The organism is Romboutsia sp. 1001216sp1 (genome assembly GCF_039841805.1).
GTDB lineage: Bacteria > Bacillota > Clostridia > Peptostreptococcales > Peptostreptococcaceae > Romboutsia_C > Romboutsia_C hominis.
In genome coordinates, this window is sequence record NZ_JBDPHA010000027.1 from 1 (window position 1) to 9,119 (window position 9,119).

Consider the following 9,119-nt stretch of genomic DNA (forward strand, 5'->3'; position numbering starts at 1 on the left):
GAGTTTGGACCGTGTCTCAGTTCCAATGTGGCCGATCACCCTCTCAGGTCGGCTACTGATCGTCGCCTTGGTAAGCCGTTACCTTACCAACTAGCTAATCAGACGCGGGTCCATCCTGTACCGCCAGAGCTTTGATAAGAAAGCCATGCGACTTTCTCATGTTATCTCGTATTAGCATACCTTTCGGTATGTTATCCGTGTGTACAGGGCAGGTTACCCACGCGTTACTCACCCGTCCGCCGCTCTTTACCGAAGTAAATCGCTCGACTTGCATGTGTTAGGCACGCCGCCAGCGTTCATCCTGAGCCAGGATCAAACTCTCAAATAAAAGTTGTTACCTGCTCAGACTATCATCATCTGAATATCTGGCTTGGTTGTTTTCGATTCTTTTAAGAATCATTAGTTATATAAATTAACCTACTGTTTAATTTTCAAAGTTCATTTTAAGCGACTGTGTCGGCGCTTACTTTTTTTGTTTTTGCCCTTTTCTTAAGGACAAGTAATACTATATCACCTTACACTTATATCGTCAATACTTTTTTTTAACTTTTTTTAATTTTTTTCTTAATCTATTATTATCTGTGATTTAGTCTATGTATTTTTCTACATTTCATACTAATTTTTATATTTTTTATTGATATAAGAAATCTTTTTTACAAGCTTCCTTATATCAATAAATACTATTTCTCTAATAGTTGTGTCATTCTACTTATATCTAAGCCTAAGACATGTTCTCCATCTATAATAGTTAGAGGAATAGACATATACCCCATACCTATCAACTTTTTCTTTGCATCTAAATCTTTCGATATATTATATTCTTTATATTCAATATTTTTATTTTTTAGAAACTCTTTAGCTTTTATACATTGTGGACATGTATCGCTAGTGTATATCTCTACTACTTTCATCTATCTGCTCCTAAGTATTTATTTTGTTATGCTTGTATTTTTTTTTATATTATATTAGATTATTATTAACTCATTATTAGTATATAATATAATACATAATTTATTTTTTCTAAGTTAATATATTTAATAATACAAAAAATTGCATTATTATTCAATATAACTCTACATTTTAGGAGGATTTTAGTATGAGCAAAAAAGTATTGATTATGTCTGCTTCAACTGGTGGAGGTCATAATAGAGCTGCTCGAGCAATTAAAGAGGAGTTAGAACAAAAAACGATAGATGGTTTTAATATACAATGTGAAATAGTGGATAGTTTAAAATTAGTTAATAATACAATGGATAAAATAATTTCTAGGGGATATGAAAAATCTGCTATATATACTCCAAAAGCTTATGGTAGTGTATACAGATTTTCTGAAACCTCTCTTGTTTCTAAAAATGAGTTTAAAGGTAATTTGCTTACATCTTTAATGGCAAAAAAATTCAAAAAGCTTTTAAATGATTCTAAACCCGATTTAATTATAGGTACACATCCCTTCCCTATGATAGCTTTAAGTACACTAAAAAAACATAGTGACGGAGGTTATGATCACGGTTTACATCTAGGTGATCACCATGATACTATAGATGTGCCTCCAATGATCTCTGTCCTTACAGATTATACTACTCACTCTACATGGATACAAAATGAAATAGACTATTATATAGTAGGTCATGAGTATGTAAAAGAATTGCTAGCATATGAAGGAGTTGATACTGAAAAAATCAAACCTTTTGGTATCCCCGTAGAAAAATCATTCTTAAGTAATAGAGAAAAAGAAGAAGTTTTAAATGAATTAGGTTTATCTTCTGATAAACTTACAGTTCTACTTATGGGAGGAAGCTTTGGAGCTGGTAATATAAAAGAAACCTTAGAAGAATTACTGGATATTGATAGAGATTTTCAAATTTTAGTCATTACAGGAAGAAATGAATCCTTAAAAGAGAAACTTGAAAAAAAACTGGCTACTCACAATCATAATAAAAATATATGTGTACTTGGGTACACTAATAAAATGAATGATATACTTGCTTCTATTGACGTTTTAATAACAAAACCTGGTGGTTTAACTACTACAGAAGCATTATTAAAAGACGTTCCTATGATTGTTCCATATTATATTCCTGGACAGGAAGAAGAAAACTTAGATTTTCTTTCAAATTGTGGTGCAGCCCTTAGAACGACTAAAAAGTATTCTCTTTCAGTTTTACTGAAAGTACTAATAGATGATCCATCTAGATTAGATATGTTAAAGAAAAATATAAAATCTATAAGAAAATTTAATTCTTCTCAAAATATAGCTAATTTAGTTGAGGATGTATTACTATCTATGAATTAATTTTAATTAAATTTACATAATAAATGCCCAATGGATAATATCCTTTGGGCATTTTACAATTATATATATTAGTATGTAGGTTCATAAAAATCTTCTTCATAATCATATTGATACTTCTTATAATTATTCCTAAAGCACGAGTTTTTGCTTTTCTGAGCTTTACTGTTTTTTTTCTTTATTAATAAGCTCATATCATCAGATTCTGTAAACTTTGTTTTTCCTTTAGATTTTAAGTTTTTTTCTCTTTTTTCTTTCAAAGCTTTTCTCTCTTCTAGGCTCATTGTTGATTTCATTTTATTCTCCTATAAATAATTTTGAATGAATTTATTAAAATTATACATTAACTCATTGTTTAATTCAACAAGTGTACCTTATATTATTTGAGTAAATTTATATCAGTAAACGACAAAAAATCGAGGTAAATACCTCGATTTTTTATATTTCTCTTCTTCCTTCTAAAGCTTTTGATATAGTTACTTCATCAGCATACTCTAAGTCTCCACCTACTGGTAGACCATGAGCAATTCTAGTAACTTTTATCCTCATAGGTTTTAAAAGTCTAGCTATATACATAGCCGTAGCTTCCCCTTCAATCGTTGGGTTTGTAGCCATTATTACTTCTCTTACATCCTGATTTCCTAATCTTTGGATTAGCTCTTTAATTTTTATCATATCAGGTCCAATACCATCCATAGGAGATATAACTCCATTTAATACATGATATTGCCCCTTAAATTCTCTTGTTCTCTCCATAGCAGCAACATCTCTAGGATCTTCTACTACACATATTACACCAGCATCTCTGTTTTTATTAGAACACATACTACAAGGGTCTGTGTCTGTTATATTACAGCATACTGAACAATATTTTATTTCTCTCTTAGCTTCTAAGATAGCTTTAGATAAAGACTCTACATCATTAACATTCATGTTTATTACATGGAAAGCTAATCTTTGAGCCGTTTTTCTACCTACCCCTGGAAGCTTTGAAAATTCTTCTATAAGCCTAGCTATAGGCCCTGTATAAGATTGCATATTATCACCTACTAGAATAACCCTGGTATGTTCATTCCTCCAGTTAATTTACCCATTTGAGATGATTGCATTTCATCAACATTTCTTAAAGCTTCATTTATAGCACTTAATACTAAGTCTTGTAACATCTCTATGTCATCTGGATCAACAACTTCAGGTTTTATATTTATATCTAAAACTTCTTTCTTACCGTTAACTTTTACAGTAACAGCTCCTCCACCAACTGAAGCTTCTATTTCCTTAGCTTCTAATTCTTCTTGCATTTTTTGCATGTTTTCTTGCATCTTTTGAGCCTGCTTTAATAAATTGTTCATATTTCCAGGCATCATTCCGCCTCCAAAACCTCTTTTAGCCATTTTAAATTCCTCCTTAAAACTATTTTATTTTAATATTATATCATATTAGTGTTTATTATTTACTTTCATTTTCTTCGACACTATCTTTTATTTCTAGTATCTCCTCATTTACTATACTTTTTAGAATCTCCTCACCTTTATCAACTTTTCCACTCTTTATTTCTAAGTCTATGTTTTTAACTTCAGATTCTAATATTATTTTTATATTAAAACTTCTACTTATAGTTTCTCTTATTACTTTTTCTATATATGCTATAGTATCAGGTTCGCTTAGTCTTTTCTTAGCAAACGCAAATCCATCTGCGTATATTAGATATAACACATTTTCATATACATTAAAACTACTTACATCACCTAATAAGAAGTATACTGGCATTTGTTTACTTTGCTTATCATCCTTTATACTCTTTCTAATCTTAGGCCATGATGACTCTATAAGCTTAACATCTTCACTTTTAACAGATTCGTATACTACTTCATCTGTCTCTATTATTTCTTTTTCCTCTATTATATTATTAGTATTCTCTATATTGTTGCTATTAACCTTTATATTTCCACTCTCTATTTTCTTCTCTAAATTCTCTATTCTCTTTATTAAAGCTTCTTTGCTTTCATCAAACATAGGTTGGGCTATTTTCATCATAGTAACTTCAGCCAGAACCCTTGGATTCGATGAGCTTTTCATGCTATCTTGTGTAACAGATAATATATTTAAAACTCTTATAATATCATTTACATCTACACTTTCAGCTTGGGACTTTAATTTATCTATAGTCTCTTCTGGTAAAGAAATTATCTCATCTAATTCAGTTGACACCTTACAAACCATAAGATTTCTAAAATGGTCTATTAAATCATTAATTAAATTTCTTATATCCTTACCCCAAATTACAAATTCATTTAGTGCTTGAAGAGAGTTTTTTGTATCTTGATTTATTATGAACTGAGACATCTCAAATAATTGCTCTATATTTACTGTTCCTAATAATTCAACTACATCTTTGTATTCTATTTTGTTACCACCAAAAGATATACATTGATCTAATATACTTAAGGCATCTCTCAGTGCACCTTGTGCATTTCTAGCTATTAGGTTAAGTGCTTTATCTTCAACTTCTATATTTTCCTCATTGCATATCTTTTTCATTCTTTCAGACATATCATTAACCGTAACTCTTTTGAAGTCAAATCTTTGACATCTAGATAGTATTGTAGCCGGTATCTTATGAGGTTCAGTTGTAGCTAATATAAATATTATATATGATGGCGGTTCTTCTAATGTCTTTAAAAGTGCATTAAAGGCCCCTTGCGATAACATATGAACCTCATCTATTATGTATACCTTATATTTAGCCTTTGTAGGCGAATATTTAACACTTTCTCTAAGCTCTCTTATATCATCTACACTATTGTTAGATGCCGCATCTATCTCTACAACATCCATTATATTATCATTTATTATATCCTTACATACTTCACATTCATTACAAGGCTCTTGGTCTTTACTTTGCACACAATTAACTGCTCTAGCAAATATTTTAGCCGTAGATGTTTTACCTGTCCCTCTCGTTCCTGTAAATAAATATGCATGTCCTACATTATTACTTTCTATCTGATTCTTTAACGTTCTTATTATATGTTGCTGGCCCACAACATCTTCAAAATTTTGTGGCCTATATGCTCTATATAATGCTTTATGCATTCTTATCTCTCCTTAAATAAACTTCATACAATTAATCTATTTTTATCTAATTATATCATCACATTACTTATATTTTAAATGCTAGTATTTATTTTTATATAAAATACAACCTACATTAATTATTAACGTTATTAAATGTAAATATATACTAATCAAACTAAATTTATTTTAAAATATAAATTATCTTAACTAATTTTATTAAAAGTATAAAAAAACATATTTTTTATACCATATCTATTAATCATATTTTGTATACTCATTAATATATTTCTAAAATTATGCATAGAGTAAAAAACTCATGATTTTCTTATAATTAAAAAAAATCTCTTATAATAAGAGATTTGTTTTTTATATATTAAAGCTGTACACCATCTATTGATTTACTCTCATAGGCGTTACCTAAACAGTTAGCTCAACTTAGGCACCCCTACGGCACACGGAAGTGATCACTTACCGCTGCTTCCTTCCGGATCTGACGGGGTTCATGAGCTTCCATTGCGTAGGACCTAAGTGTCAACACCACTTATTCAGGGCAGCCCTACAAGATATAAACCTCTAGATGGAATTCAATCCTGCTATAGCGGATTGCAGGTTACAGGGCACCGCTACCTCCCCATCTAGTACAGCAAACTTATAACCATATTTAAATTTTCCTCTGGCGGAGAGAGTGGGATTCGAACCCACGATACGCTTTTGACGTATACTCACTTTCCAGGCGAGCGCCTTCGACCGACTCGACCATCTCTCCTTATTATCTTTTCCTAAGAGCTCTAAAAAATTCCTGTAATATATTAGAACATTCTTCTTTTAAAACACCGAATAAGACATTTATATTATTTCGTTCATAGTAATCAGTCTTAAATTTATGCTGATTTTCTGTATATTCGTTTTTTATATGTTTAGTTCCTATTATAAGTTTTTTTATTCTAGAATTAACTATAGCCCCACTGCACATAATACAAGGTTCCATTGTAACATATAATTCACAATCAATAAGTCTCCATCCACCTAAGTTTCTAGCAGCTTCTCTTATTGCTACAATCTCAGCATGAGCTGTGCTATCATTTAAAGTTTCAGTTAAATTATGTCCTCTGCCTATAATATTGCCATCTTTAACTACTATGGCTCCTATAGGAGTTTCGCCTTTTTTAAAGGCTTTATCTGCTTCTTTCAAGGCTTCTTTCATATATAGTTCTTTATTCATATTTCCTCCTAGAACTTATAACACTTCTATATTATCATAGTTACATTTATAATTCAACTGAATTTTAATTTATTTGTACAAGTTAAAATTAGTTACTATTGCATAATTCTTAATTATAAGTAATATTAAACAATGTAAATTGGCTATATTTGTAACTTAAATAGACTATAATATCATTAGGTTACAAGGGTTAAATTTGTGAGGACTATCTATAGCTTATATTTTTCTAAACTACATACAGTTGCATCCTATTTCTTGTTAAAAATATTATATCACTATATATAAAAACCAACAGAAATCTGTTGGCCTTTATATATAGATAATGATCTTCTTAATATATGTCTAAATTGCGTTAGATCTTATAATTCTTCTTTCTTTATAACATCTACACCCATGTATGGTCTTAATACTTCTGGAACTACTACTGAACCATCTTCTTGTTGATAGTTTTCTAATATAGCAGCTAAACTTCTTCCTACTGCTAATCCAGATCCGTTTAATGTATGAACGTATTCTGCTTTAGATTTTTTGTCTCTCTTGAATCTTATACCAGCTCTTCTAGCTTGGAAATCTTCAAAGTTTGAACAAGAAGATATCTCAACGTATCTGTTGTAACTTGGCATCCATACTTCTAAGTCATATTTAAATGCTGCAGTGAACCCTAAGTCTCCTGTACATATCTTAACAACTCTGTAAGGTAATCCTAATAATTGTAACATTTTTTCTGCATCATTAGTTAATTTTTCTAACTCATCGTAAGAATCTTCTGGCTTAACAAATTTAACTAATTCTACCTTGTTAAATTGATGTTGTCTTACTAATCCTCTAGTATCTCTACCAGCAGAACCTGCTTCAGATCTAAAGCATGGAGTATATGCACAATATTTTATTGGTAATTGGTCAACTGTTAATATTTCATCTCTATGTATATTTGTTACAGGAACTTCAGCAGTTGGTATTAAGAAGTAATCAACACCTTCAACTTTGAACATGTCTTCTTCGAACTTAGGTAATTGACCTGTTCCTATAAAGCTAGTTCTATTAGCCATGAAAGGAGGTAAAACTTCTGTATATCCATGCTCAGCTGTATGAGTATTTAAGAAGAAGTTTATTAACGCTCTCTCTAATCTAGCTCCTAATCCTTTGTATAAAGTGAATCTTGAACCTGTTATTTTACTTCCAGTTTCAAAATCTAATATTCCTAATCCTGTTCCTATATCCCAGTGTGCCTTATGTTCAAAGTTAAACTCTGTAGGTTCTCCCCAAGTTCTTATTTGAACATTATCTTCATCTGTTGTTCCTTGCGGAACATCAGGATGAGGTACATTTGGTATTCTCATTAAGTTGTATTCCATCTCTGCTTCTACAGCTCTAACTTTTTCATCCATTCCTTTTATCTTATCTGATAATTCTTTAAGTTGAGCTTTAGCTGCCTCTACATCTTTACCTTCTTTTATTAATTGAGGTATTTTCTTAGATTCTACATTTAACTCATTCTTCATTACTTCAACTTCTTTAAGTAATTCTCTTCTTTCGTCATCTAATCTAACTACAGCATCTAAGTCGAATTCTTTTTCGCCTCTTCTATCCATAGCTTTTTTTATATCTTCTAAATTTTCTCTTATTCTTCTGACATCTAACATTGCTAATTCCTCCTTATATTTTATAATTTATTTTACTTTAATTAACCTATTCAAAACTTATAACTTTTGTTAATCTACCAGCGCTAATAAATTAATTTTAGTCATAAATAACGTTTTCTAATACATGTATTTTTATCTAAAACCTTAATCTTAGGGTAATTATTGCATTAAAAAAAGACCTTCATTCCCCTATGAAAGGGACGAAAGTCTTGTTATCCGCGTTGCCACCCTAATTGGTTATATAAAAATATAACCCTCTCAAACCTGTAACGTAGGTATACGTCTTACCTTATTGTTTCGGTAGAAGCTCCAGAATAGATTCAAAAACCATTGTAATGAGTTCACACCTACCACTCACTCTCTGAATACAAACTTGCTCTTTACTAATTTCCTTCAAAGCTTTTTATTAATTCTTCTATTTGATAATCATTATATTATATATATTATCAAGTTTCAATAGTATTATTCAAAAAAGTTTTTTCAGTTTTAAAAAATTTTAATTTTTACAATCTCTAACTCTAGCTATTTCAATGCTTCTAATATTTTTTATATAATTATATATTTTATTTATTAGATTTAATATATGGTATGAAAAACAATTATATTTATTTTTTTGCATAAAAAAAAGACTACGTGGCTACGTCTTACTCTCCCAGGGGGTCGCCCCCCAAGTACCATCAGCGCTAAAGAGCTTAACTTCTGTGTTCGGTATGGGAACAGGTGTATCCTCTTTGCTATAATAACCACATAATCTTTATCTTTTAGAGTTAATACTCTGAAAACTGTATATCATTTAGTTAATGATTTTTGGTCAAGTCCTCGACCTATTAGTATCGATAAGCTAAATACATTACTGCACTTACACCTTCGACCTATCAACCAGGTA

8 protein-coding genes, 1 tRNA gene, 3 rRNA genes, 1 other RNA gene and 1 other annotated feature are annotated in these 9,119 nt (G+C 30.4%); of the genes, 1 reads left to right on the forward strand and 12 read right to left on the reverse strand.

All coding sequences use genetic code 11. From position 1 onward, the window contains the following. Together ABHC41_RS14415 and ABHC41_RS14420 are read right to left on the reverse strand one after the other, a co-directional pair. A 16S ribosomal RNA gene (locus ABHC41_RS14415) occupies positions 1-328 on the reverse strand; the annotation flags it as partial. Positions 329-680: 352 nt separating this feature from the next. After that, positions 681-911 (reverse strand): glutaredoxin family protein, encoded by a 231-nt coding sequence (locus ABHC41_RS14420; RefSeq protein ID WP_092921367.1) that lies wholly within the window; start codon positions 909-911, stop codon positions 681-683. Positions 912-1,096: 185 nt separating this feature from the next. Here ABHC41_RS14420 and ABHC41_RS14425 point away from each other — a divergent pair, with 185 nt between their 5' ends. After that, positions 1,097-2,293: a glycosyltransferase gene (locus ABHC41_RS14425; RefSeq protein WP_092921365.1), complete on the forward strand. Its 1,197-nt coding sequence runs from the start codon at positions 1,097-1,099 to the stop codon at positions 2,291-2,293. Positions 2,294-2,361: 68 nt separating this feature from the next. On the opposite strand, the gene ABHC41_RS14430 is transcribed toward ABHC41_RS14425, so the two are convergent. The 10 genes from ABHC41_RS14430 to ABHC41_RS14475 all read right to left on the reverse strand — a co-directional run. Next, positions 2,362-2,586: a hypothetical protein gene (locus ABHC41_RS14430; RefSeq protein ID WP_092921363.1), complete on the reverse strand. Its 225-nt coding sequence runs from the start codon at positions 2,584-2,586 to the stop codon at positions 2,362-2,364. A gap of 142 nt (positions 2,587-2,728) precedes the next feature. After that, complete coding sequence (gene recR / locus ABHC41_RS14435) at positions 2,729-3,328, reverse strand: recombination mediator RecR (protein WP_271894461.1); 600 nt, start codon at positions 3,326-3,328, stop codon at positions 2,729-2,731. Positions 3,329-3,339: 11 nt separating this feature from the next. Further along, complete coding sequence (locus ABHC41_RS14440) at positions 3,340-3,684, reverse strand: YbaB/EbfC family nucleoid-associated protein (RefSeq protein WP_092921359.1); 345 nt, start codon at positions 3,682-3,684, stop codon at positions 3,340-3,342. Between the two features lie 55 nt (positions 3,685-3,739). Next, positions 3,740-5,386, reverse strand: coding sequence for a DNA polymerase III subunit gamma/tau (gene dnaX / locus ABHC41_RS14445; RefSeq protein ID WP_195238869.1), 1,647 nt, complete (start codon positions 5,384-5,386; stop codon positions 3,740-3,742). A gap of 361 nt (positions 5,387-5,747) precedes the next feature. Beyond that, positions 5,748-6,012: signal recognition particle sRNA large type (gene ffs, locus ABHC41_RS14450), an RNA gene on the reverse strand. A 30-nt stretch (positions 6,013-6,042) separates the two neighbouring features. Next, positions 6,043-6,134: transfer RNA gene (locus ABHC41_RS14455), tRNA-Ser, on the reverse strand. Between the two features lie 3 nt (positions 6,135-6,137). Further along, complete coding sequence (locus ABHC41_RS14460) at positions 6,138-6,590, reverse strand: nucleoside deaminase (RefSeq protein WP_092921356.1); 453 nt, start codon at positions 6,588-6,590, stop codon at positions 6,138-6,140. Between the two features lie 359 nt (positions 6,591-6,949). Next, complete coding sequence (serS, locus tag ABHC41_RS14465) at positions 6,950-8,233, reverse strand: serine--tRNA ligase (protein WP_195238867.1); 1,284 nt, start codon at positions 8,231-8,233, stop codon at positions 6,950-6,952. Between the two features lie 193 nt (positions 8,234-8,426). Then, positions 8,427-8,639: a binding site (T-box leader), on the reverse strand. Positions 8,640-8,864: 225 nt separating this feature from the next. After that, positions 8,865-8,981 (reverse strand): 5S ribosomal RNA (rrf, locus tag ABHC41_RS14470). 59 nt (positions 8,982-9,040) lie between these two features. Beyond that, positions 9,041-9,119: ribosomal RNA gene (locus ABHC41_RS14475) — 23S ribosomal RNA — on the reverse strand; the annotation flags it as partial.